Annotated in this window: 21 protein-coding genes; 12 read left to right on the top strand and 9 right to left on the bottom strand. The window is 39.4% G+C overall.

The features are described 5' to 3' along the window. The first annotated feature begins 57 nt into the window (after positions 1 to 57). The 9 genes from WNY98_RS05975 (at position 58) to adk (ending at position 10073) form a co-directional block, all read left to right on the top strand. Complete coding sequence (locus WNY98_RS05975) at positions 58 to 180, top strand: hypothetical protein (RefSeq protein ID WP_002962301.1); 123 nt, start codon at positions 58 to 60, stop codon at positions 178 to 180. 172 nt (positions 181 to 352) lie between these two features. Continuing rightward, the gene (gene apt, locus WNY98_RS05980) at positions 353 to 898 is read left to right on the top strand and encodes an adenine phosphoribosyltransferase (protein ID WP_007375861.1); all 546 of its coding nucleotides are present in this window, start codon (positions 353 to 355) and stop codon (positions 896 to 898) included. A 3-nt stretch (positions 899 to 901) separates the two neighbouring features. Continuing rightward, positions 902 to 3421: a DNA polymerase III subunit gamma/tau gene (gene dnaX, locus WNY98_RS05985; RefSeq protein ID WP_342877375.1), complete on the top strand. Its 2520-nt coding sequence runs from the start codon at positions 902 to 904 to the stop codon at positions 3419 to 3421. Between the two features lie 60 nt (positions 3422 to 3481). Beyond that, positions 3482 to 3808 carry a YbaB/EbfC family nucleoid-associated protein gene (locus WNY98_RS05990; protein ID WP_002962306.1) on the top strand — a complete coding sequence of 109 codons (327 nt, stop codon included), beginning with the start codon at positions 3482 to 3484 and terminating at the stop codon, positions 3806 to 3808. 7 nt (positions 3809 to 3815) lie between these two features. Further along, a complete protein-coding gene (gene recR / locus WNY98_RS05995; RefSeq protein WP_008165968.1) occupies positions 3816 to 4424 on the top strand; it encodes a recombination mediator RecR in 609 nt (202 codons plus the stop codon). Positions 4425 to 4564: 140 nt separating this feature from the next. Then, on the top strand, positions 4565 to 6466 hold the full coding sequence (locus tag WNY98_RS06000) for an MFS transporter (protein ID WP_342877376.1): 1902 nt from the start codon (positions 4565 to 4567) through the stop codon (positions 6464 to 6466). A 4-nt stretch (positions 6467 to 6470) separates the two neighbouring features. Next, positions 6471 to 7208 (top strand): RluA family pseudouridine synthase, encoded by a 738-nt coding sequence (locus tag WNY98_RS06005; protein WP_342877377.1) that lies wholly within the window; start codon positions 6471 to 6473, stop codon positions 7206 to 7208. A 118-nt stretch (positions 7209 to 7326) separates the two neighbouring features. After that, the gene (gene htpG / locus WNY98_RS06010) at positions 7327 to 9240 is read left to right on the top strand and encodes a molecular chaperone HtpG (protein WP_007584077.1); all 1914 of its coding nucleotides are present in this window, start codon (positions 7327 to 7329) and stop codon (positions 9238 to 9240) included. Between the two features lie 188 nt (positions 9241 to 9428). Further along, positions 9429 to 10073, top strand: a complete 645-nt coding sequence (gene adk / locus WNY98_RS06015; protein ID WP_010553395.1) for an adenylate kinase — start codon at positions 9429 to 9431, stop codon at positions 10071 to 10073. 88 nt (positions 10074 to 10161) lie between these two features. On the opposite strand, the gene tpx is transcribed toward adk, so the two are convergent. Further along, a complete protein-coding gene (gene tpx / locus WNY98_RS06020; RefSeq protein ID WP_342877378.1) occupies positions 10162 to 10743 on the bottom strand; it encodes a thiol peroxidase in 582 nt (193 codons plus the stop codon). Between the two features lie 232 nt (positions 10744 to 10975). On the opposite strand from tpx, the gene WNY98_RS06025 reads away from it, so the two are divergent. Both WNY98_RS06025 and WNY98_RS06030 read left to right on the top strand, forming a co-directional pair. Further along, positions 10976 to 11980, top strand: coding sequence for a response regulator (locus WNY98_RS06025; protein ID WP_342877379.1), 1005 nt, complete (start codon positions 10976 to 10978; stop codon positions 11978 to 11980). Positions 11981 to 11983: 3 nt separating this feature from the next. After that, positions 11984 to 12955 (top strand): diguanylate cyclase, encoded by a 972-nt coding sequence (locus WNY98_RS06030; RefSeq protein WP_342877380.1) that lies wholly within the window; start codon positions 11984 to 11986, stop codon positions 12953 to 12955. Positions 12956 to 13054: 99 nt separating this feature from the next. Here WNY98_RS06030 and WNY98_RS06035 read toward each other — a convergent pair whose 3' ends face one another. From WNY98_RS06035 to WNY98_RS06050, 4 genes are all read right to left on the bottom strand, one after another. Beyond that, positions 13055 to 14569: a SpoVR family protein gene (locus tag WNY98_RS06035; RefSeq protein WP_342877381.1), complete on the bottom strand. Its 1515-nt coding sequence runs from the start codon at positions 14567 to 14569 to the stop codon at positions 13055 to 13057. Positions 14570 to 14588: 19 nt separating this feature from the next. Then, the gene (locus tag WNY98_RS06040) at positions 14589 to 15872 is read right to left on the bottom strand and encodes a YeaH/YhbH family protein (RefSeq protein WP_342877382.1); all 1284 of its coding nucleotides are present in this window, start codon (positions 15870 to 15872) and stop codon (positions 14589 to 14591) included. Between the two features lie 31 nt (positions 15873 to 15903). Further along, positions 15904 to 17826, bottom strand: a complete 1923-nt coding sequence (locus tag WNY98_RS06045) for a PrkA family serine protein kinase (protein WP_342877383.1) — start codon at positions 17824 to 17826, stop codon at positions 15904 to 15906. Positions 17827 to 18036: 210 nt separating this feature from the next. Continuing rightward, positions 18037 to 18618, bottom strand: a complete 582-nt coding sequence (locus WNY98_RS06050; RefSeq protein WP_002960323.1) for a Fe-Mn family superoxide dismutase — start codon at positions 18616 to 18618, stop codon at positions 18037 to 18039. 266 nt (positions 18619 to 18884) lie between these two features. Between WNY98_RS06050 and WNY98_RS06055 the strand changes: the two genes are divergently transcribed. Then, on the top strand, positions 18885 to 19223 hold the full coding sequence (locus tag WNY98_RS06055; protein WP_004335359.1) for a Grx4 family monothiol glutaredoxin: 339 nt from the start codon (positions 18885 to 18887) through the stop codon (positions 19221 to 19223). A gap of 89 nt (positions 19224 to 19312) precedes the next feature. On the opposite strand, the gene WNY98_RS06060 is transcribed toward WNY98_RS06055, so the two are convergent. The 4 genes from WNY98_RS06060 to WNY98_RS06075 form a co-directional block, all read right to left on the bottom strand. Beyond that, positions 19313 to 20626 carry an ATP-binding protein gene (locus WNY98_RS06060; RefSeq protein WP_342877384.1) on the bottom strand — a complete coding sequence of 438 codons (1314 nt, stop codon included), beginning with the start codon at positions 20624 to 20626 and terminating at the stop codon, positions 19313 to 19315. Continuing rightward, positions 20626 to 21957 carry a sigma-54 dependent transcriptional regulator gene (locus WNY98_RS06065; protein ID WP_342875044.1) on the bottom strand — a complete coding sequence of 444 codons (1332 nt, stop codon included), beginning with the start codon at positions 21955 to 21957 and terminating at the stop codon, positions 20626 to 20628. Before WNY98_RS06065 ends, WNY98_RS06060 begins: the two co-directional genes overlap by 1 nt. Positions 21958 to 22028: 71 nt before the next feature. Further along, positions 22029 to 23237, bottom strand: a complete 1209-nt coding sequence (locus tag WNY98_RS06070) for an FtsX-like permease family protein (RefSeq protein WP_294113158.1) — start codon at positions 23235 to 23237, stop codon at positions 22029 to 22031. A gap of 11 nt (positions 23238 to 23248) precedes the next feature. After that, positions 23249 to 24562: an ABC transporter permease gene (locus WNY98_RS06075; RefSeq protein ID WP_342875045.1), complete on the bottom strand. Its 1314-nt coding sequence runs from the start codon at positions 24560 to 24562 to the stop codon at positions 23249 to 23251. Positions 24563 to 24565: the final 3 nt, after the last annotated feature.

Here is a 24565-nt window from a genome sequence, read left to right on the forward strand (position 1 = left end):
TTTTACATCGTCTATCATGACACCCTTATTTGCCGTGCTTAATAAAAGGTTGTACCAATGTCAGATGATAAAGACTTTAAAGATCCGTTCAACGCTACTTACTTTCTTGCTTTCTTAGCTGTATTTGCAGGGATTGGTTGTTTAAATGCAATATTAGGCTGGATCACTAGCTTAACTTAAAATGCATAGCGTTTATTAAGGCTGTTGCTTACTTCAGCCTTGAGTCTCTTTATTTCTTATTACACTCCCTACACTTAATACTTCTTTTATAATAACGCCAAACTCGCAATTAAAGGTTAGTTAAGGTTATAATCACCTGCTTTGTAATATAAACAATTGAGCAGTTAAAATTATGACTCAAGTAACACCAGCAATTATCAAAAACAGCATAACTACAATTGCTGATTATCCAAAAGCGGGCATCATGTTTCGCGATGTAACCACTTTAATGGCAAATCCAGAAGCCTTTAAAGCAACTATTGACGCGTTTATCGCTGAATATAAAGATCAGGGTTTTACTAAAATAATTGGCACAGAATCACGTGGCTTTATTTTTGGTGCGCCATTGTCTTACGCGTTAGGTATTCCGTTTATTCCAGTACGTAAACCAGGTAAGTTACCACGCGAAGTTATTCGTCAAGATTACTTACTTGAATACGGTGAAGACACGCTAGAACTGCACGTTGATGCAATTGTACCTGGCGATAAAGTATTACTAGTTGATGACTTGTTAGCAACTGGTGGCACAATTGAAGCCACTGCTAAATTAGTTCATAAACTAGGTGGCGAAGCCACAGATGCTGCATTTGTTGTATCATTACCTGAACTTGGTGGCGAGCAGCGCATCAAAAAAATGGGTATTAAAATCCTAAAATTGGTTGAATTCGAAGGCGAGTAATCGATGAGTTATCAGGTTCTAGCGAGAAAATGGCGTCCTCAAACCTTTCATGAATTGGTTGGGCAGTCTCATGTTAAGCAAGCGCTTGTAAATGCGCTTACACAAAATAGACTGCATCACGCTTATTTATTCACTGGAACCCGCGGTGTAGGTAAAACGACCATTGCACGTATTTTTGCTAAAAGCTTAAATTGCGACGAAGGTATATCTGCAAATCCGTGTGGTCAATGTAGCAGCTGTTTAGATATAGAAGCAGGGCGCTACATTGATTTACTCGAAATAGATGCGGCTTCTCGAACCAAAGTAGAGGACACCCGCGAAATACTCGATAACGTTCAATATGCGCCAACGCGTGGACGTTATAAAGTATATCTAATCGATGAAGTTCACATGCTCTCAAAGCACAGTTTCAATGCACTTTTAAAAACGCTTGAAGAACCACCAGAGCATGTGAAATTTTTATTAGCGACGACCGATCCTCAAAAGTTACCCGTTACTATTTTATCTCGCTGTTTGCAATTTAACTTAAATGCGTTATCGCAAAGTGAAATTAAAACACAGCTTGAACACGTACTTACTCAAGAGCAGCTTAGCTTTGATACCGATGCACTTAGTATTATTTCAAAAGCCGCTGATGGCAGTATGCGTGATGCACTTAGCTTAACCGACCAAGCTATTGCGCAAACAAATGGTGATATTAATAATCAAGCAGTACAAACTATGCTTGGTTTAATGGATACCCATTACAGCCAAAGCTTGCTTGCAGCATTACTTGCTCAAGATGGTGCTGCATTAATGGATGAAATTGCACAAGTGGCAAGTCGTAATCCTAATTATGTGGCATTGCTTGATGATTTAATTGCACTTACGCATTTGACTCAACTAACCCAGTTAGTGCCAGAAGCGGCAGGGCTTGATGAAAAAAATGTAGATTATATTGCTCATGTTGCACAGCATACGAGCCCACAGCAAATTCAAGTTTATTATCAGTTGCTGTTAAATGGTAAAAAAGATTTACAATGGGCACCAGAGCCTCGCTTAGGTTTTGAAATGATCATGCTAAGACTATTAGCATTTAAGCCTACAGACGCTCAACAAAGTGTACCTATAGTTAATGAAGAGCCGGCTCAAAATAAGCAAGGCCGAGCAAGTGCACTGCGAGATATATTAAATAAAAATAAAACACCGCAAAATAGCTTATCAAGTGCTAGCCGTGAGCAGGTAAGCAATGCCTTGCCGGTTAATAATACCGAACAACCAAAACCAGTTGAATCAGCGCCAACGATTGCCACTGAAATATCTAATGATGAAGTCGCAGAAAGTAAAAATGAACCAGCGAATGATGCAGTAGAGCAACCGGTTCAACAAACAGAAAACACTCCTGAACAACAAGTCTCAGTTAATGAGCAACCACAAGCTAATGTTGTTTCGGATGATCAAGCCCAGCGTCAAAGTGAAGATGAAGCTTATATGCAACACAGCGATGCTGAACAAACGTTAGCCTCGCAGTTTGACGATATAATGAGTAGCGCTGTAGATCAGGGCTTTAACCCTGCTACTAAGACAAATTCAGATCCTTCATTAGAGCTTGCAGCTAATCAAAATGTAACTACACCAATTGCCGAGCAAGAAGCGCAAGCTCAATCGGCCATTGCCCGTATTTTACGTGACAGAAACATATCGGGTGCAGGTAGGTTATCAAGTAAGAATACAAATACATCTGCGAGTAATCTAGCAGCACAACCAAGCCAAGCACCTGCTAAAAAGCCTGAACAGCATCCAAGAATGCCTAAAGCCCAAAGTGTTCATCAAGGTAGTGCAGATACAAGTGCAAGTGAGCTTAATGGCCCTTCAAGCACTGCGTCTGGCGATACCCCTCCTTGGGCAACTGATAGCGCAGGTGAGAGTGAAAAAAAGCATGAGCTCCCAGTAACAGGGGGCCAAACCCAGGTACATAGTCAATCCAGCACAAAGCCAGCTAATAAGATTGATTTTAAAGCAAAGCACCAAACAATTACCGAAAATTTAGCGCCAGAATTACTTGAGCAAATAAACCCTCAAAAAGCGCCCGAAATAGTGCCAGAGGAAGTAAGTATTCCTGCGCCTGATGATTTTCAAAGCCCAATTAGTGAAATTAGATTTGCACATCAACAAGATGAATGGGCTTATTTAATTAAACGTATGGGGCTGGGTGGTCGTATGCGCCAATTTGCACTGCATTCAATATTTACCAAGCAAGGCAACAGTTTACATATAGATGTTGATGAATCACAAAAGCATTTAGATACACCGATGCTTCGCCAAAGATTAGATGCGGCACTGTCGAGTATTTATGAGCATAACGTGTCGTTAAGTATTAATTTTGCTAAGGGAGTTATTGACTCTCCTTATCTTATTCAGCAAAAAATTGATGCAGGTCGTCATCAACAAGCAATCGATGTGATCACATCTGACGAAAACATAGTACAATTTCAGCAAGTATTTAGCGCCGAAATCGACGAAAACAGTATTCAGGCATTGTAATTACTTACAATCGCCCTTATGTTCATGTTAATTAATGTATTAAAAGAAAGAGAGAAAGTTATGTTTAAAGGTGGAATGGGCAACATGATGAAGCAAGCGCAGCAAATGCAAGATCGCATGCAAAAAGCCCAAGACGAAATTGCAACATTAGAAGTTGTTGGCGAAGCCGGTGCCGGTTTAGTTAAAGTAACCATGCTTGGTAACCACAACGTACGTCGTGTTCAGCTTGATGAAAGCCTAATGGAAGACGACAAAGACATGATTGAAGACTTACTTGCAGCAGCATGTAACGATGCTGTACGCCGTGTTGCAGAAGAAACACAAGAGCGCATGGGTAAAGTAACTGGCGGTATGCAATTACCACCAGGTATGAAAATGCCGTTTTAAGTAAATAATGCAACTTTCAGATAGTTTAAATCAGCTTATAGAAGCACTGCGCTGCCAACCGGGCATTGGTCCAAAGTCAGCGCAACGTATTGCTTTTCACTTGCTTGAGCGCGACCGTAAAGGGGGCACTCAGCTTGGTAATGCACTCACTAAAGCAATGACAGCGATAGGGCATTGTCAGTCTTGTCGTACTTTTTGCGAACAAGCTCAGTGCGACATTTGTTTAAGTACAAAGCGTCAAGACAGCGGCATATTATGTGTTGTTGAATCGCCTACTGATGTGCTTGCCATTGAGCAAACGGGTCAGTACTTAGGGCTATACTTTGTTTTAATGGGTCATTTATCGCCAATTGACGGTATCGGCCCTAAAGAAATTGGCTTAGATGTTCTAGAGCAAAAACTTGCTCAAGGCGGTATTAATGAGGTTATTTTAGCGACTAACCCTACCGTTGAAGGCGATACTACAGCTCATTATATTGCTCAGCTTTGTCATAAATATAAAGTAGGTGCTTCGCGTATTGCTCACGGTATTCCTGTGGGGGGCGAGCTTGATTTAGTAGATGGTAGAACGCTTATGCATGCTTTTAGCGGCAGGCGTTTAGTTACACAAGACTAATTCTAAGCCACTATTTGAAAACAAACTGTAAAAGCCTACATGATTAAATTATGTAGGCTTTTTTGTTTTTAAGGTAAGCTTAGAGGTGGCCTGTTATGTTTTATTCTTGTAGGCTATCTATCTAATTAGTAAGGAACACAATGAAAGATAATCAACCCTACCAAGGTACATTGCTGGGTAGTAAGCGTTTTTTACCGCTTTTTATTACGCAGTTTTTCTCAGCGATAAACGATAACGTGTATAAGCAATCAGTGCTTATTCTATTGATATTTCAGGCTGCAACGCTTGCTGATGGCGCACTTTATTCAAATATTGCTGCTGGGTTATTTATCCTACCTTTCTTTTTATTTTCAGGGATGGCGGGGCAGCTAGCTGAAAAAACAGAAAAATCCAAACTAATCAGAATCGTAAAGCTATGTGAAATCCCTATTATGGTTGTAGGGGCTGTCTCTATTTTAACGCAGTATGTTTGGCTGATGTTAGCCACCGTATTTTTAATGGGCGTACAAAGTACGTTTTTTGGTCCATTAAAATACTCTATTTTACCGCAGCACGTAGCCCCTAATGAATTAACAAAAGCGAATGGCTTGGTTGAATCAGGCACGTTTGTAGCAATATTAATTGGTACAATTTTTGGCACCTATTATATTACTCAATCAGTAGGGCCTACGCTTATAAGTATTGCCGTATTAGTACTGGCCGTTATGGGGTATGTGAGCAGTCGCTTTATACCCATTAGTGAGGCAAACGAGCCTAACTTAAAATTTACCTATAATATATTTTCATCCACAAAAAACGTATTTTCAGCACTTAATTCGCAAACAGAATCGGTTGGTAAATCAGTACTTGGGATCAGTTGGTTTTGGTTAATTGGCGCAATTGTTTTAACCTCCTTACCAAATTATGTAAAACACACAATGGGCGGGGATGAACTGGTAGTAACTAGTGCACTCGTTGTGTTTTCACTAAGTATTGCTATTGGTTCGTTATTGTGTGAAAAGCTTTCTCGCTCTCGAATAGAATTAGGCATTGTGCCTTTTGGCGCTATTTTAATTACCTTGTTTTTATTCTTACTGAGCCAAGAGAGCGCTATTAGCTCTTATTTACCTCAAAACCTTGAATTATTGACGCTTGAGCAGTTATTAGAAACAGGCGACATGTTGTGGCATTTTGTATGGATGGCAGGCATTGGCATTGGCTCTGGTTTTTATACTGTACCGTTGTATGCGCTTATTCAACAGCGTACTGAAGAGTCGAGTCGCTCACGTGTTATAGCGGCTAACAATGTATTAAATGCGTTGTTTATGGTGGGCAGTGCTGTTTTAAGTATTGTAACGTTGTCTATTCTGGAGTGGAGTATTTCAGAACTACTACTGTTACTAGCTGGGCTAAACTTACTTATCTCTGTTTATATTTATACCAAAGTACCAGAGTTCTTTTTACGATTTATTATATATATTTTAGCTATTTGTATGTACCGAGTGCGCACAAAAGGTGAGAGTAATATTCCAGATGAAGGCGCTGCCGTTATAGTGTGTAATCACGTGAGCTTTGTCGATTGGATGTTTATTTTAGCAGCATCACCAAGGCCTATCCGATTTATGGTATTTGCCCCTATTTATTATTCGCCAGCCCTACATTGGTTATTTAAAATGGCCAAAGCTATTCCCATTAACAGTGAAAAAACCAATCCGGAAGCGTTTAAAAAAGCGTTTGACGAAGTAGCCGCTGCGCTTAATAAAGGCGAACTTGTTGGTATTTTCCCTGAAGGAAAGCTGACTAGTGATGGCTCAGTGGATATTTTTCGCCGCGGAATAGAGCGTATTATTGAACGCTCACCTGTGCCCGTTATTCCTGTGCATTTAGGGGGCTTGTGGGGAAGTATGTTTAGCCGAAAAGCTAAGTGGCAACTACCCAGATTAAAATGGTCTTTAGTGTCGGTTGCAGTGGGTGGACCGATTGCAGCTGACAAAGTAGTAGCAGACGATTTACGTGAGCAAGTATTGGCTTTAAAAGCGCTTTATTCAAAAGATAGTGACTAATTTAATGCTGAACTTAATAGATAACTCAACATCGCAAACACCTTCAGAACCACACATTATAGTTGATGACTTTGTAGTGCCTAAATGCGCTGGGTTTATTGAAATATTATATCAAGATGACGATATTTTACTGATCAATAAACCCAGTGGGTTATTAAGTTTGTCGGGTAAAAACCCGCTTAACTGGGACTCAGTACATTACCGTTTAGTGCATGGTCAAAAAGGGTTAACAGCCGCTTTTGCTGAGGCTAAGTTACCGCATCGGTTAGATTTGGGTACATCGGGCATTATGATTGTCGGATTAAACGCCAAAGCATCCAAGCATCTTAATATACAGTTTCAGGCGCGTACTATTCAAAAGCGTTATGTAGCCATGCTCGAAGGGATCTTGGCTGTTGATAAGGGGTCAATTACTGCGCCAATAGCAAAGGATAAGCTGCTTTTTCCGCGAGTTAAAATTTGCCAAGCGACGGGCAAAGTAGCGGTGAGTGAATACAGTGTGCTTGAGCGGCTTAAACAACCGTGCAGAACCTTAGTGCAATTTACGCCCGTTACCGGACGTACCCATCAACTACGAATACACAGCCAGTTTATAGGGCACCCAATTTTAGGCTGTGATTTATATAAAAGTGCACAAAGTGAGTACATGGCAGGGCGCTTACAATTACATGCCAGCGATTTATATTTTGAACACCCAACAACAAGCGAAAAGATTCATATTAATTGTCCGCACCCATTTTAGATAAACGAGATATTCTATTTTTTCGTTTCACCTTTTTTTGATTTTTCCCTTGAAGTTCTAACACCTCACCCCATATTAAGTGCATAACGCAGACACTTTGCAAATTGGAGATATATAAATGACTGCAGCACAAAAAGAAACATTAGGCTTTCAAACAGAAGTAAAACAATTATTAAACTTAATGATTCATTCTCTTTATTCTAATAAAGAAATATTTTTACGCGAACTTGTGTCAAACGCATCAGATGCGGCAGACAAGTTACGCTTTTTAGCGCTATCTCAAGGCGACCTTTATCAAGGTGATGCCGATTTACGTGTTCGTATTAGCGCAGATAAAGAAGCAAATACAATTACCATTTCTGATAATGGTATTGGTATGACACGCGATGAAGTAATTAGCTCGCTAGGTACTATTGCAAAGTCAGGTACTGCTGAGTTTTTCAAAAACTTAACAGGGGATCAAAGTAAAGATTCACAGTTAATTGGTCAATTTGGTGTTGGTTTTTACTCAGCATTTATTGTTGCCGATTTAGTAACTGTTCGTACACGTAAAGCGGGTGAAACAACAGCTTACGAGTGGGAATCTCAAGGTGAGGGCGAATACACGCTTCAAGAAATTGAAAAAGAAGGCCGTGGTACCGACATTATTTTACATCTTCGTGATGAAGAAAAAGAATTTGCTGACGATTACCGCCTGCGCGGCATTGTTACTAAATACTCAGATCATATTTCAACACCTGTACAAATGTTTAAAGCAGAAGTACCAGAGTCTGAAGGCGAAGACGGCGAAAAAATTCCAGCAGTACCAGGTGAATGGGAAAGCATTAACCGTGCAACTGCATTGTGGACGCGTGATAAGTCAGAGCTTTCTGATGAAGAATATAAAGAGTTTTACAAGCACGTAAGCCACGACTGGGAAGATCCACTTAGCTGGGCACATAATAAGGTTGAAGGTAAAACTGAATACACGAGCCTTTTATACATCCCTAAAAAAGCACCTTTCGATTTATGGAACCGTGAACGTCAAAGTGGCTTAAAACTTTACGTACAACGTGTATTTGTAATGGATGATGCTGAGCAGTTCATGCCAAGCTACCTTCGTTTTGTGAAAGGTTTACTAGATTCAAACGATTTACCACTAAACGTATCTCGTGAAATTCTACAAGATAACAAAGTAACGCAAGCTATTCGTAAAGGGTGTACATCGCGCATTATTAAAATGCTTGAGCGTATGGCTAAAAACAAAGCTGACGATTACCAAGTATTTTGGAATGAGTTTGGCCAAGTAATGAAAGAAGGCCCAGCTGAAGATGCGGCAAATAAAGAAGCCGTATGTAAGCTACTACGCTTTTCGTCTACTCATACTGATTCAGAAACGCAAGATGTGTCGCTTGAGCAATATGTTGAGCGCATGAACGAAGGTCAAGATAAAATTTATTATGTAGTAGCTGATACATTTACTTCTGCGAAAAACTCACCGCATTTAGAGATTTTCCGCAAAAAAGGTATTGAAGTATTACTACTAAGTGACCGTGTTGATGAGTGGATGATGAGCCACTTAACTGAATTTGCTGATAAGCAACTACAGTCAATTACACGTGGTGATTTAGATTTAGGTAAGCTGGACGACGAAGAAACTAAAAAAGCGCAAGAAGAGTCTGAAAAAGAGATGGCAGGCCTTGTTGAACGTATTAAAACAGCACTAGGTGATGACGTTAAAGAAGTGCGCTTTACGCACCGCTTAACAGACTCTCCAGCATGTGTTGTAAGCGACGACAATGACATGAGCTCACAAATGCAAAAGCTAATGGAATCTGTTGGTCAAGCAGCCCCTGAAGCTAAACCTGTGTTTGAGCTAAACCCTGAGCATCAACTTGTTAAGCATTTGAATGACGAACAAGATGAAGATAAGTTTTCACAGTGGTCACATGTTTTATTAGACCAAGCATTACTTGCAGAACGCGGTACACTTAAAGATCCAACAGGATTCGTTACTCGCTTAAACAAGCTAATGCTTGAACTAAGTAAGTAGTTAACTACTTATTTAGTTAATAAAAGTATAAATTATATACTTTAAATAAAAGGGAACGTGTGTTCCCTTTTTTAATGCGCTGTAAATACATCAACAACTCATCAATTAGTATAAGTTGCTTGAGTATCTGCGGCGCTTGTGGAAGAATTCAGGCTTTAAAATAAATATCCATACTAGGGGACAATAATATGCGCATTATTCTTTTGGGCGCGCCGGGTGCAGGTAAAGGTACTCAAGCTCAGTTTTTAATGGACAAATACGGTATTCCACAAATTTCTACTGGCGATATGTTACGTGCGGCAATTAAAGAAGGCACACCACTAGGCCTAGAAGCAAAAAAAGTAATGGATGCTGGTCAACTAATTTCTGACGATATTATTATTGGTTTAGTAAAAGAGCGTATTACTAAAGCTGATTGTGAGAAAGGTTTTTTACTTGATGGCTTCCCACGCACAATTCCTCAAGCTGATGCGATGAAAGAAAATGGCGTAGTGGTTGATCACGTTATTGAATTTGACGTGGCTGACGAAGTGATTGTTGAACGTATGGGCGGACGTCGTGTTCATCCTGGTTCTGGTCGTGTTTACCATATTGTATATAATCCACCAAAAGTGGAAGGTAAAGACAACGAAACTGGGGAAGACTTAATTGTTCGCGCTGATGATACTGAAGAAACAGTACGTAAACGTTTAGGTATTTATCACGAGCAAACTATGCCATTAGTTGATTACTACCAAGCAGAAGCTGCTGCTGGTAATACTCAATACCACAAACTAGATGGTACACAAGCTGTTGAAGCTGTAAGTTCACAACTTGGTGAGCTTTTAGGTTAATTATAAAAGCACATTAAAAAACCGCCAATTGGCGGTTTTTTGTTTTAAGGTTGTTTAGCATTGCTTAATCAGTGCTATTTAATCGGCTTTAAAGCGTTTTAAGTTTCTCAATTACGCTGTTGTATTCTGGTTCAGTTGAAAGGCTACTAACTAATTGTTTATAAATGACGTTATGGCTTTCATCTAAAATAAATACCGTTCGCGTTAATAAGCCCATATCTTTAATAATCAATCCGTATTTTTGGCCAAAATCGCGCCAAACAGAATCTGATAACGTAGTGATTTTATCGATATTTTCAGCTTTGCAAAAACGCTTTTGAGCAAATGGTAAATCAGCACTAATTGTTAGCATTACAACACTTGGAAATTGCGAGGCTACTTTTTCATTAAAATGCTTAGTTTGCAGGCTGCAAATACCTGTATCAAGACTTGGCACTACACTTATCAATACAGCTTGGCCTTTGTAATCCTCAAGTGTCACAGGGATGAAGTTGTCATCAACTACTTTGAAATTTGGCGCACTATCACCTACTGAGACACCTTTGCCTAATAAAGTGACTGGTTTGCCTTGTGCAGATACTTTTCCTATGTCTAGCGTGTTTTCTGGGTAATCGGCTGCAATAGCCACAGAGCAAAATGCGCTCAAAGCAAAGGTAAGTGAACGTAACATAAGGTATTTCCTTTTAAATTAACGCAATGGGCGTCAGTGTATTATACTGCGCTATAGTAACCAAGAGATTATACCGCCCTAATGAAGTTGGGATTAGTTCTGCAATATAAAAATTGTAACTGTGCTAAACTTTGATTAACATGAAGTTATAAAATATATCTTCAATAATAAAAATAAAAACCATCATAAAATGATTTTAATGCTCATTACTGGTTAGAAACAGAGAGATAATATGTCAACATCGGTACTAATATGTGATGACTCAAAATTAGCTAGGCGTCAGCTAGCTCGTTCATTACCTGAAGATTGGGATATTAAAGTTGAATTTGCACTCGACGGCGTTGATTGCATAAAGCAAATAAAGTTAATTGAACCAGAAATACTTTTTCTCGATTTAAATATGCCTGAAATGGATGGGTATGAAGTATTAATCGCTATGAAAGAACAGGGGCTAAACATACTCACGGTTGTTGTCTCTGGTGATATACAGCCAAGTGCACATCAAAGAGTACTTGAACTTGGTGCTATCAATTTCATTCAAAAACCATGCTCCCCCGAAAAACTAGCCAGCATAATTGAACATCATGGGATTAAAGATAAAGCCATGCGTGAGCGTCTCTCTCATTCGCTTGGAGAGCAAGTCGACCCTGATGTTCGGGATATATACCAAGAGCTAACTAACGTTGCTATGGGACAGGCTGGGGATTTACTTGCACGTCTTCTTAATGTGTTCGTAGAGCTACCAATTCCTAATGTGAATATTTTGGAAGTTAATGAACTCGATATGGCGCTGCAGTCTATAGATAATAATGCAGCTACATCGGGTGTGTGTCAGGGCTTTATTGGCGGTGGCATTTCGGGCGAGGCGCTATTACTTTTAAATGATTCAAGCTTTAAAGAAATAGCTTCTTTGATGAATTATGACGGCGAGTTAAACGATAAAATTGAACTTGAGCTGCTTATGGATATTAGTAATATTTTGATAGGCGCTATTTTAACGGGTCTTTCAAAACAGCTCGATATGTCATTTAGCCAAGGGCACCCAATAGTACTTGGCCAACACAGAGATGTGTCTGAGCTGGTTAAATCAAACAAGTCACGTTGGCAACGCACCCTTGCTATAGAGATTAGTTACGGTATTGAAAACCATGATATAAATTGCGACCTCATGCTGTTATTTACTGAAGATTCACTTAAAACTTTGAAGTATAAAGTTGCTTACCTATTAGAAGATTAAGTTATGGCTGCAGATTTAGAAATGAATGAGATCCATTGGTTAATGGATATGTTTAATACCGTTGATGTAGGCCTTGTAGTACTTGATAGAGATTATAAGGTGTGTGTATGGAATGGTTTTATGGAAAACCATTCAGGGCTTCTACCAAGCGCAGTAAAAGATAAAGACCTATTTGATTTATTTCCAGCAATAGACGAAAAATGGTTTAGAAGTAAATCAGAATCGGTTTTTGTTTTAAAAAACCGCTCTTTTACGATTTGGGAGCAGCAGCCATACATTTTTAGGTTTAAAAATTATCGACCTATTACTGGTAAAGCTGATTACATGTATCAAAATGCAACATTTATCCCTCTTACAAATACGATGGGCGAAGTTAGCCATATTTGTATTATTTTGTATGATGTAACAGATGTCGCGGTAAATAAAAAAGAGCTTGAAGAGTTAAACAAAAAATTAGAACAAGTAAGTCAAACAGATAGCTTAACGCAGCTTGCAAACCGTGGACATTGGGAAGGTACATTGCGCCAAGAGTTTTTGAGAGTTAAGCGAAGTGGTGGCTGTAGTACATTATTAATGTTTGATATTGATCACTTTAAAAAAATAAATGATGAATACGGACATAGCTGCGGTGATGAAGCGCTCCGTCATTTATCTAACTTACTACGTACGACGCTGCGCGAAACTGATGTTGCAGGGCGTTATGGCGGTGAAGAGTTTGCAGTGACATTACTTGATACAGATAAAGAAGGCGCTTTTGTATTTGCTGAGCGCTTAAGGGTACTGATTGAAACTAACCCTGTTAAGTATAAACACTTTGAAATAACAATGACGGTAAGTATAGGGCTAGCTGGTAACAGTAATGATTTTAAAAATCATGAGCGCTGGATAGAGGCTGCAGATAAAGCATTGTACCAATCTAAAAATACAGGGCGAAATAAAGTAATAGCCTACGAAGATATAAAAAATGACGCTTAAGCGTCATTTTTTATATCCAGAATTTAGAGTTAAATAATAGGGTTGTTTGTATAGTCAGCTAAGCCAACCAGCACAACAAATTTTTATTATCCCCTATTGTTACTCAGTTGTGTGTCGAGAGTCATCGGTTGGACACTGACCAATTATAGAGACCTCACCACAATTTGACTCTTGTTCAAGTTTTACTTTAAACCCCCATAATCTGTAAAGATGCTTAATTACTTCTTTGTGCGAGTTTGCTAAAGGAATATTATTATGGGGTACATAGCGTAAGGTTAGTGAACGGTCACCTCTAATATCAACATCATACACTTGAATGTTAGGCTCATGATTACTCAAGTTGTACTGCGCTGAGAGGGCTTCTCTCACTGCTTTATAGCCGTTGTCGTTATGTATTGCGCCAATTTCTAAATGGGGATTATTAGTATGATCAATAATAGTAAATAATTTAAAATCACGAATTAACTTCGGCGATAAAAACTGGCTAATAAAACTCTCATCTTTAAAGTTTTCCATTGCAAAATGCAGTGTATCTAGCCAATTACTGCCTGCATATTCAGGGAACCAGCGTTTATCTTCTTGTGTTGGGTGCTCACATATTCTGCGAATATCAACCATCATATTAAAGCCTAAAGCATATGGGTTAATGCCTGAATAATGCTTACTGTTATAAGGTGGCTGATAAACTACGTTGGTGTGGCTTTGTAAAAATTCTAACATAAACGAGTCGGTGAGCTTTCCCTCATCATATAAGTGATTAAGGATAGTGTAATGCCAAAATGTTGACCAACCTTCGTTCATTACTTGAGTTTGCTTTTGTGGGTAAAAATATTGTGAAATTTTACGTACAATACGTATAACTTCTCGTTGCCAAGAGTCGAGTAATGGGGCGTTTTTTTCAATAAAATACAAAATATTTTCTTGGGGTTCAGAAGGAAAATGGCGGACTTTCTTTTTGGTTTCTTGCTGTTGCTCAGGAATAGTCCGCCATAATTCGTTTACTTGCGATTGAAGGTAGTCTTCACGCTCTTGTTGGCGTTTTTGTTCTTCAAATAACGATATTTGTTGTGGACGTTTGTAGCGATCGACTCCGTAATTCATTAATGCATGACATGAGTCGAGCAGGGCTTCTACTTGTGTAATACCGTGCTTTTCTTCACAGCGACTTATGTAGTTTTTAGCAAATACCAAGTAATCAATAATTGAGCCAGCATCGGTCCAGGTTTTAAATAAATAGTTACCTTTAAAAAATGAGTTATGTCCGTAACATGCATGTGCCATTACAAGCGCTTGCATAGGTAGGGTATTTTCTTCCATTAAGTACGCAATACAAGGGTCTGAATTTATCACTATTTCGTAAGCGAGACCCATTTGTCCGCGCTTATAATTTTGCTCTGTTTGAATGAACTTTTTACCGTAAGACCAATGGCTGTAGCCAATAGGCATGCCAACGCTTGAATAAGCATCCATCATCTGCTCTGCGGTTATCACTTCAATTTGATTAGGGTAGGTGTCTAACCTGTAGTGAGCTGCAACACGGGCAATTTCACCTTGGTACTCATCTAATAAATCAAAGGTCCAATCTGGGCCATCACTCAATCGTTTATCATTCATAATGCTACCTCGCTTTTGGCTATGCAGAGTTTTGCTGTTGACGACCTTTTTTAAATAGCTCCCTAAAAATTGGGTAAATATCTTCAACGCTTTGAATATGCTGTATGGCGAAATTATTATGGCTGTGTGTTATAGATTCATATTCGCGCCATAGGCTTTGATGAGCACGAGTGGTTATTTCAATATAAGCAAAATAGCGTACTGCGCTTAAGAGCTTATTACGTAAAATTTCACCACACTGCGGGGTGTCGTCCGCCCAGTTATCGCCATCAGAGGCTTGTGCGGCGTATACATTCCACTCGTTTGCGTGATAACGCTCTTTTATTATTTCGTTCATTAATTTAAGTGCGCTTGAAACAATAGTGCCGCCAGTTTCTTGGGAATAAAAAAACTCTTGCTCGTCTACTTCTTTTGCTTGTGTGTGGTGGCGAATATAAACAACGTCTATGTCTTTATAGCTGCGTGTTAAAAATTGATAGAGCAAAATATAAAAGCGCTTTGCCATGTCTTTTGTTGGCTGATCCATTGAGCCTGACACATCCATAATACAAAACATTACCGCTTTGCTGGTGGGGTGAGGGCGCTTTTCGTAATTACGAAAACGTAAATCGTAGTTATCAATAAACGGGACCGATTTAATTTGTAGTTTTAATGCTGCAATTTCTTTTTGTAATAAAGCAATTGCCGCTTTATCGTTATGTGGACCAGCAAGCAGCAGAGCAAGTTGTTCTTCGAGCTCTTTTAAACGGCGTTTTTTACCTGCACTCATGGCAACACGCCGTGCAAGCGAGCCTTGTAATGAGCGGACAATATCAATATTGCTAGGCATACCATCACTACAAAACCCTGCGCGGTGGGTTTTCATTTGCACTAACTTATCAAGCTGGTTCTCTTGTAAGTTAGGAAGTTCTAAATCTTCAAACAGTAAATCAAGGTATTCATCTTTTGATATTGAAAATACAAACTCATCTTGCCCTTCGCCCGAATCGCTGGCGTCACCTTCACCGGCACCGCCGCCTTGTCCGCCTTTAGGGCGCTCAATTTTATCACCTGTAGAAAACTGATCGTTACCAGGGTGAATTTGTTCTCTATTCCCGCCTTGCCCTTGATGGAATGTAGGTTCGCTGATATCGCGTTGTGGAATAGAAATACTCTCACCAGAGCTTGAATCAGTAACGCTGCGTTTGTTAATCGCATCTGAAACCGCTTCTTTAATTTGTTTTTTATAGCGCCTAATAAAGCGCTGGCGATTAAGCGTACTTTTATTTTTTCCGTTTAAACGCCTATCTATAAAATGCGCCATATTGACCTCCTATATACTACGACTATGAAGGTTATTGCGATTTTCTAACCCGTAAATACCACTCAGAAAGCAAGCGAACTTGTTTTTGTGTATAGCCTTTTTCGACCATACGGTTCACAAAGTCTTCGTGCTTTTGCTGATCCTCTGCAGACGTTTTAGTATTAAACGAAATAACAGGGAGTAAATCTTCGGTATTAGAGAACATTTTTTTCTCAATTACCGTGCGTAATTTTTCGTAGCTTGTCCATAGTGGGTTTTTACCGTTGTTGTGTGCACGGGCACGCAGTACAAAGTTCACTATTTCATTACGAAAATCTTTAGGATTGGAAATTCCTGCTGGCTTTTCTATTTTTTCAAGTTCGGCATTAAGTGCCTCGCGGTCAAATAGTTGTCCGGTATCGGGGTCTCGATATTCTTGGTCTTGTATCCAAAAATCAGCATAAATAACATAACGGTCAAAAATATTTTGTCCGTATTCTGAGTACGATTCTAAATAAGCGGTTTGCAGTTCTTTACCTATAAACTCAACATATTGTGGAATTAAATAGCCTTTTAAAAAGCTTAAATAACGCTCTTCTATTTCACTTGAAAATTGCTCGCGCTCTATCTGTTGCTCAAGCACATAAAATAAGTGCACCGGATTTGCAGCAACCTCAGTGGTATCAAAGTTAAACACGCGGGATAAGATTTTAAACGCAAAACGAGTAGATAATCCCGTCATACCTTCATCAACCCCTGCGTAATCACGATACTCTTGATACGATTTTGCCTTAGGGTCGGTGTCTTTTAGGGTCTCGCCATCGTATACCCGCATTTTAGAATAGATACTTGAATTTTCTGGCTCTTTTAAACGTGATAGCGTCGTAAATTGCGCCAATGTCTTAAGTGTACCCGGTGCACATGGCGCGTTGTATAGCTCGCTGTGTTCAAGTAATTTGTCGTAAATTTTAATTTCTTCAGTTACACGTAAGCAATAAGGGACTTTTACAATATAAACACGGTCTAAAAATGCTTCGTTGTTTTTATTGTTTTTAAAGGTTTGCCACTCAGACTCATTCGAGTGAGCGAGGATCATGCCATTAAAGGGCAGGGCACTAATACCTTCTGTGCCGTTATAGTTACCTTCTTGGGTTGCAGTAAGTAAAGGATGCAGCACTTTAATAGGCGCTTTAAACATTTCTACAAATTCCATCAGCCCTTGGTTAGCTAAACATAAAGAGCCCGAATAGGCGTATGCATCAGGATCGTTTTGGGCAAAGTGCTCAAGCTGGCGAATATCGACCTTACCCACTAGCGCCGAAATATCCTGGTTGTTTTCATCTCCAGGTTCTGTTTTGGCAATGCCTATTTGGTTTAAAATAGAAGGGTAGCGCTTAACTACTCTAAACTGGCTAATATCACCATTGAATTCTTTTAAGCGTTTTCCAGCCCAAGGCGACATAATGGTTTTTAAGTAGCGCGGTTTAATACCGTATTCTTGCTTTAGTACGTCGGCGTCCTCTATTGGGTCAAATAATGCAAGGGGATGGTCGTTTACCGGAGAGCCTTTAATTGAATAAATAGGCACTTGTTGCATTAAATATTTTAGTTTTTCAGCAATGGATGATTTACCCCCACCAACAGGTCCAAGTAAATAAAGCACTTGTTTGCACTCTTCAAGCCCTTGGGCGGCGTGTTTTAAATAAGAAACTATTTGCTCAATGGCGTCTTCCATACCATAAAAATCAGCAAAGGCAGGGTAGCGCGCAACTACTCTATTTGAAAATAACCTGCTTAGTCGTGCATCCGTTGCGGTATCTACCATGTGTGGTTCGCCAATCGCCATGAGTAGGCGTTCTGGTGCGCTGGCGTAGGCAGACTTATCGGTTTTACAAATCTCAAGAAATTCAGCGATACTGTATTCTTCTTCTTGTGCCGCTTCGTATCGTGCTTGGTAATGCTCAAAAATCGTCATAATAACCTCCGAAACCCGCTGTAAAAAGGTGCTTACCTTTTAAAGTCTAGTCACGAATGTGTATTTTTGTGCAATAAAATTAAAAATTTAAGTGAAAAAAGATCATGTTACTAAAAGCGTTTTATTAAATGGTGAGGCGCTTAGGTGTGATAAACAAGAAACAAAAAAAGACGCCTAAGCGTCTTTTTAACATTAGCGTTTAAAGGCTAATTAAGCGAAGTTAGCGTTCGCGAATTCCCAGTTAACAAGCGACCAAAAACCTTTAAGGTAATCTGGACGAACGTTACGGTAATCAATGTAGTAAGCGTGTTCCCATAAATCCACTGTAAGGATTGGAGTAACGCCATCATCAGTTAATGGTGTAGCAGCGTTAGATGTATTAACGATGTCTAGTGAACCATCAGCAAGCTTAACTAACCACGTCCAGCTTGAACCAAAGTTATTTACTGCTTTGTCATTTAATGCATCTTTAAACGCATCGAAAGAACCCCATTTAGCGTTGATTGCATCAGCAACTGCGCCAGTAGGCTCGCCGCCGCCGTTTGGAGATAAGCTGTTCCAGTAAAAAGTATGGTTCCAGATTTGTGCTGCGTTGTTAAATACGCCGCCTTCTGATGAACATACGATCTCTTCTAGAGATTTGTTTTCAAACTCAGTACCAGGGATTAAACCATTAAGCTTAACCACGTATGTGTTGTGGTGTTTGCCATGGTGAAACTCTAGCGTTTCTTTTGAAATATGTGGCTCAAGTGCGTCGATTGCATATGGTAGTGACGGTAGTTCAAATGCCATTTTTTTATCTCCATCTTCTTTGGTTGATAGTCCATTTGGTAATACGTAATGCCTGTTGAAACAGAGCAGTTACCTATACCAAGCGGTAATATAGTGTTACTATAATTGTTGAGTATTTTACTCAAGTTTAAGCAAACAGCAATGCTATTGCGAAAGACTATTTCAATTGCGGCTTTATTTGCCCATTTTAAGTTATATATTTGTGGTCACGATGAGTTATTTTCAAGACCTAAATATATTTAGCTATCGTTACTTTGAGGTTGTAGATGGAAACCATTGATAAAATTAAACAGCAAATTTCAGAAAATCCAATAATCCTTTTCATGAAAGGGTCACCAAAATTACCAAATTGTGGTTTTTCTTCACAAGCATCGCAAGCGTTAATGTCATGTGGTGAACCATTTGCATACGTTGATATTTTACTTAATCCAGACATTCGTGCTGAGCTTCCAGCATACGCAAATTGGCCAACATTCCCACAACTTTGGGTAGATGGCGAATTAGTTGGTGGTTGTGACATTATTATCGAAATGTTTCAACGCGGTGAATTACAGCCGTTAATTACTGAAACTGCTGCTAAATATAAAGAAGCTGACGCAGAGTAATTTATTACTCAACCTGAACTCAGGTTATTAAGCTCTTTAAACACAAAGCCACTTCTTAAGTGGCTTTGTTGTTTTTAATTTGTGTAAATTTATGAATAAGGAAGGCTCACTTGTACGTTTAAGCCGCCCTCTATTTTGTTATGTAAACTTATATGCCCTTGATGCGCTTCTGCTATTTCTCTGCATAAAGCTAGCCCTAAACCACTCCCCGTACTTTTTGTTGAATAAAAGGGCACTAAAGCATTTGCCATTACTTGCTCGCTCATTCCTTTGCCGCAGTCGCTTACATTTATAACACATGTTTGGGGTACAAACTCGACCTGAATATGTATTTCATTGGCGTTGGAGCCTGACTCGTGTGAATTTTTTAATAGGTTTATCAGCAGCTGCTCGAGTTGGGCTTGATCAGCTTGTAATTCATTGTGTGAATTTTTTATTTCGTAGCTAAATTGCCAGTGATTTTTTAAATTATTGAGTGTGTTTTGCCAGTTAATCCGTGTTTTTTGTGGCTGAGGTAATTTAGCAAACTTGCCATAGCCTTGTACAAATTCAGTTAAATGACTAATTCGCTCATCAATAGTTGCAAATACACGGGCAAGGCGGGGCTCATCAACTTTATTTGCGAGCAATTGTGCGCTATGTAACATGGACGACATAGGGCCGAGTGAATTATTCAATTCGTGGCTGATAATGCGTATTACCTTTTTCCACACGGCAACTTCTTGGCGACTAAGCTCACGGGTTAATTGTTTAAATATATATAAATGATGCTTTTGGTTATTGAGTAAAAACTCCCCGGTGGCTAAATGCCAAGTTTGCGAGTCTTGATTCTCTATTTCTATATTAAAGAGGCCATCAACACCGTGCTCTATAGCTGCTATTAATTGCAGAGGCGAATTTTTGAGTAATTTACTTAGCTGCATACCTTCAAGGCGGGTTGCGCTATTAAATAAACTACGGCTAATTAAATTACTAAATACCACCGTATTATTATCATTGACCAGTAATAACGCTTGCGGCGAGCTTTGCAATACTTTATCAAGCATTAACTCGCGCTGGTAAATCCATTGTTTTTCTTGGCGAAGCTGTTTAGCGGTTTGATTATAAAGTCGGCATAGTTTTCCAAGTTCATCATTACTTTTATACGCTAGTAAGCTGGAGAGCTCACCATCTTTAAAATTAAGCAACCCGGTTTCGAGCGATTGCATGCCAAGCTTTATTGGCTTGGTGAGAGCTCTTGAAAGCAAGGTGCTAAATGCAAGCGTTAGTAATATTAAAAAAAGAGTGTAGTAAATATCAAAACCACTAAGTGCGGCAATAATAAAAACAGGCAGCGCGCTACAAAGTGCGCAAATTAACAGAACCTTTTGGCTTAGGGTAAAGTGGCTAATAATGTTTGGCATTAATAATCAATACCCATTTTTTGTAACCGCCTGTAAAGTGCTTGTCGGCTTAAACCAAATTCACGGGCCACTTTGGCTATAACACCTTGATGAGCGCGCATTGCGTGTTCTATTTCCTGTTTGGTCGGCTCTGCTTTTGCTTCTTGTTGAGCAGTAACCGATGACGAAAGTGCAAAGTCATCGACTGTAAGCGCACCTGTTGGTTTTAGTACCGCTACACGTTTACAAGCATTTTCTAGCTCTCGAACGTTACCTGGCCATTTATAATGTTGAAGTGCTTGCTCTGTGTTTATAGTCAGCTCTCGGTGAGGTAAGAAGTGGCTAATGAGTGCTAAAACATCATCTTGTCTTTCACTTAGGGCAGGCACATTGAGCTCAATTACATTAAGACGATAATATAAGTCTTCCCTAAATCGACCTTGTTGAATTGCTTGTAGTAAGTTTTCGTTAGTAGCCGATATAACCCGCACATTTACCTTTCGTGTTTGTGTTGAGCCTAAACGTTCAAACTCGCCGGTTTGTAGTACGCGTAGTAATTTTATTTGTCCTGAAAGTGGTAAATTACCAATTTCATCTAAAAATAACGTACCGCCATCAGCTGCTTCAAATCGACCAATACGTTGTTTGGTTATCCCCGTGTATGCGCCAGCTTCAGCGCCAAAAAGTTCGGCCTCTATAAGTTCTTGCGGTAGTGCACCGGCGTTTACCTTAATAAAAGGTTGCGATACAAGCGGGGAGTTTTTTTGAATAATATGCGCAATACACTCTTTGCCACTCCCATTAGGGCCTGTAATTAATGCAGATATATCAGATTTAGCCACTTGAAGCGCCATAGTAACCAGTCGTTCCATCGCAGTACTTTTAAATATTAGCCCAGCAAGGTCTGCGCTTTTAAATGTACCTTCACGTTCTTGTTGATGGCGATTATGTGTCGCCACTATTTTTTTAGCACTGCCTAGCTCTATTAAGTTACCGATACAAACTAGTAGTTTTGCATCATCCCAGGGTTTTGGTAAGTAATCAGCAGCACCGGCTTTTACAAGCTCAATGGCGGTGGCAAGTTCGGTCCAGGCTGTAATAAGTATAATAGGTAGGTGTGGGTTTATTTCTCGTAGTTCATAAAACAACGTTTTACCTTCTTCGCCAGAGGTTGTGTCGCTGGTAAAGTTCATGTCTTGAATTACAAGCTCAATTCGCTGATAGCGAACTATTTGCAAAGCATCAAATGGATTTGTTGCAGTGACTACCGAAAAATCGTGGATCTCGAGCAACAATGAAAGTGCGTCGAGTACTGCTTGGTTATCATCAACAATGAGTATTTTATGAGTCATAGGTTATTTTTATAATTTTTTAATGGCTACACTGCCTTACTAAGCAGTGTAGCATAGTGATTTACATATTATTAAATAGTGCGAGTTGCGATACTGGGCGAAATATTGGCAGCGCGTTTAGCCGGCGCTAATACTGCAAGTAAACTCATTAAAAATACGGCAATGGCGGTAACGGCTATATAACTTGGCGGTAGTGCGGCTACAGAAAAATACTGCATTAACATTTTCCCAAGTAGTATTGCTGTTACTACACCTAAGGCTAAACCTAGGCTACAAATTAATGCATTTTCTACTAAAAAGTAGCTAACAATAGCTGACTTTCTTGCGCCAAGTGCTCTGCGTGTACCAATTTGCTTAGTACGTTTGCTAATATTAAATAAGGTTAAGCCAAAAATACCGAGAGCGGTTATAAGTACTAAAATAGTGATTAATACTATGAGCATGCGCATCATAAGGCGATCTTGAGCGGTATACTCATTTTTTAATTCATCAAGCCCTTTAATGTTGTTAATAACGCGTTTGCTGTAATTTTCGAGCATAGCATTTTCTATTTCTTTCATTACAGCTGCTCGCTGACCAGGCTTAGTACGAACGGCAACTTGTGCATAACTTGCTGCTTTAATATAAGGAATAAACGCAAGATTATCGGGTTTACTGTCTTTGAGCCACGGGCCTTTCATTTTTCCGATCACGCCAATAACTTTAAGTGGTAGGTCACCAAAATAAACTATTTTCCCTAAACCATCTCCATCAGGGTAGAGCTCATCAAGTAAGGCTTTAGTGACTATAGTGACGTTGGTACGCTTTTGTGTAATTTCGTTTGTAACGAGCACTTCATCTTCGGTAAAGTTTCGCCCTGCAATTAAGTTAACGCCGTAGGTATTAATTGCGTGGTCATCTATAAAAATATAAGCGGTCCTGACACTTAGGCCTTCTTGTGGAGCAGGTTTTAAATTAAAGCTCGAAGCGCTGCCACTCCCTGATAGTGGAATACTACTGCTTAATGCGGCATCGACCACGCCTGGCATTTTTCTAAGCATGCTTTCATCAAGCTCAAACTGCTGACTTAAGTTAATATCAGTACCAAAGGTCATTACATTAAACTTAAATATATCTTGTTCAGGGTAGCCCGTTTCTTGGTTTAAATAGCTAATTCTGTCTTGAATGATAAATGCAGCATTACTGACTATTGCCGTTGTGATTGCAATTTGAATTAGTAGTAATACAGCGCCCACCTTTGAGCGGCATAAGGCGTTAAATATAGGTTTTATTTCTAACATTGTGACATTCCTTATTGGCTCTTAAGATAAATAGCAGGATTGGTTTTACACACTAACCAAGCTGGGTACAAACCAGCTAAAATGCAGGTTGTAATTGCAATCAATGGGGCGCTCAATAGCATGGTTAAATCCATTGTCGCTAAGTTTTCATAGTAGTCGTAGCTTTGTCCTACGCCCATTAAGCCAAGTTGTGCTAGTACAATTCCTAGCATGCCACCTATAAAGCCAAGCATGGCGACCTCAACTAAGTGCTGTAAAAATATTTGCCTTTTACTAGCACCTAATGCGCGTCTTACACCTACTTCCGGCGCTCTGCGTAAAAACTTAGCTAAAAGTAAACCTAAAATATTGGCTAAGCAGACACCTAAGAACATAAAGCTCAGGCCCACTAAAATTTTATTGTCTTCGGTGACGACGTTGTTGTATTGCATCCATTGGTTTACATCGCGAAGTTTATACTCAAGTTCTTTACGATTAAATCGACCACGTTTTTGTTGTTCTTGCATATAGGCTAATAAGTAATTTTGATAGACTTTTTTTTGTTCAAGCGTATTTAGCTCTGCCCAAAACTGGATCCATACTTGCTCAGATTGCAGTTTATCTGCAAAGGTTGGTGTGTTTTCGTGTTTCCATCCATTGCTATTGCCCCAACTTACTAGCTCTTTTGCCTTTATTAAGCTAAAGGGCATAAATAACTCTTCTACTTGATTAAATGCACCGTTATTTAAATCATAATATTTAATATTGAGAGGCCAATGGTTAATAACACCAACTACTTGATAGCTTGCATCATCTAAGTAAATCAGTTCTCCGACGGAGTTTTGTCCTGCAAATAGTTTATCGTTTATCTCTTTGGTAATAACAACCACAGGTGCGGCTGAGTTTTCTTGCTCTTTGCTCCAAGCCCCTCCGTATAGAAATGACAAATTAAACATGCTAAAAAAGTCAGGCGTTGTCATGCGAGCATTACCTATAAAAGGCTTTATTTTGTCGGAGTCTAGATAAACTGAAAAGCCGGTACGCATCATAGCCACTTTTTTCTCTGACGTGGGTGCGTTTAATAAGTTCTCTGCATCTTGATAGGTCAGTTGCAGTGGCATGTTATCTTCTGTCCACCACGTAATACCATCGTCCATTGTTTGTAATTGCACACTGTAAAGTTGGCTGCTTTTTTCTGGAATAGGATCGGCCGACATCATGTGATAAACACTAAGGCTGGTCATTGTTATGCCTATACCTATCGCAATGGCAAGTACCATTAAAAAGCTAACCAGTGGGGTGCGCTTGAAGCTGCGCCAACTTAAATCTAAATAATGAATAAACATTAG

It is taken from the genome of Pseudoalteromonas sp. AS71 (assembly GCF_038900275.1).
Taxonomy (GTDB): domain Bacteria; phylum Pseudomonadota; class Gammaproteobacteria; order Enterobacterales; family Alteromonadaceae; genus Pseudoalteromonas.